The sequence below is a fragment of the Nocardia shimofusensis NBRC 100134 genome, assembly GCF_001613125.1.
Taxonomy (GTDB): domain Bacteria; phylum Actinomycetota; class Actinomycetes; order Mycobacteriales; family Mycobacteriaceae; genus Nocardia; species Nocardia shimofusensis.
In genome coordinates, this window is sequence record NZ_BDBT01000067.1 from 1 (window position 1) to 1,400 (window position 1,400).

Consider the following 1,400-nt stretch of genomic DNA (forward strand, 5'->3'; position numbering starts at 1 on the left):
CCGGGACGAAACCGACGGGCGCGGCCGAACCGGCGTCGGCGAACGCGGCGAGGGTGTCGCGCGCGACCCGCATGCTCGGGCGGGCGTCGGGATCGGGGTCGAGCAGCGCGAGCAGGAACTCCGTGGCCGGACCCGCATTGCGCGGCTGGCTGACCTGCCCGTTGGCCGCCGCGTAGAGCACCGCGAGCGGATTGGCGCTGGCGCCGTAGGGCGGCTCGCCTTCGAGCGCGTGGAACAGCGTCGCGCCGAGGGAGAACACATCGGCCGCCGGGGTCGGATCGGAGCCGCGGGCCACCTCGGGGGCGAGGTAGGCGGCGGTGCCGCAGATCAGGCCGGTCTCGGTGAGGGTGGCGTCGCCCGCGGCGCGCGAGATGCCGAAGTCGGTGATCTTGACCGTGCCGTGATCGTCGAGCAGCACATTGCCCGGCTTCACGTCACGATGCACGATGCCCGCGTTGTGCGCCGCGATCAGCGCCGAGGCAACCTGCTCGCCGATCCGGGCCACCTGCGTCAGCGGCAATGTGCCCTGGGCGGCGAGCACCGCGGCCAGACTGCGCGACTGCAGGTACTCCATCACCAGGCACGGATCGCCGTCGTGCTCGGTGATGTCGAAGACCACGATGGCGTTGGGGTGCTGGAATCGAGCCGCGTTGCGCGCCTCGCGGATGGCCCGCTGGCGCATGATGTCGCGCTCGGCCTCGGGCAGGCTGGGCTTGATCTGAATCTGCTTGATCGCCACGGAACGTCGCAAGCGCTCGTCGGTGGCACGCCAGACCACGCCTGTGCCGCCGCTACCAATCCGCTCGACCAGGCGGTAATGCTCCGCGATCAACTGACCGGTATCGATGGCGCCTACTCCGAACCTTCTCGAAATCGTGACATCCCACATGTTGACCGCAGGTACGGCCCGCCGACGAGTGTAGCGGGCCGTGGGACTTCGGCACGCGTCAGCCGGGGTCTGCCCGACCGCCGAAATCGGCCCGGCTCCGGTGACGTTGGAGGATAGCCGACGGCTACCGCTGCGCACGCAGCATCCGGCCCGCGGCCTCGACCGCGGGAGCCGAGCTGCCCGCGTCCGCGGCGAACACCGCGAACGCCAGATCTCCGGCGATACCGACGAACCAGCCGTGCGCGTGGGTGTCGTCGATGTACTCCGCGGTGCCGGTCTTGCCGAGCACATCGGGAAGGTCCGCGAGCGCCGTCGCCGTGCCCGCGGTCACAGTCTCGCGCATCATCGCGCGCAGTTGCCCGGCCACCGCGGCGGGCAGCGGTTCGGGCTGCCGATCGGCCTCGCCCGGACGTCCCGCGACGACCGCCGGGGCGGGCAGCGACCCGCGCGCGATGGACGCCGCGACCAGCGCCATCCCGAACGGCGACGCGGTCACCGTGCCCTGCCCGAT

2 protein-coding genes are annotated in these 1,400 nt (G+C 71.7%); both read right to left on the bottom strand.

Annotated elements, in window-relative coordinates:
- A partial coding sequence (locus NS3_RS28080; protein ID WP_245649854.1) for a serine/threonine-protein kinase occupies nucleotides 1-889 on the bottom strand: 889 nt, incomplete at its 3' end.
- A 124-nt stretch (nucleotides 890-1,013) separates the two neighbouring features.
- Nucleotides 1,014-1,400, bottom strand: a 387-nt coding sequence (locus tag NS3_RS28085) for a penicillin-binding transpeptidase domain-containing protein (RefSeq protein ID WP_281206684.1), incomplete at its 5' end; no start/stop codon positions are given.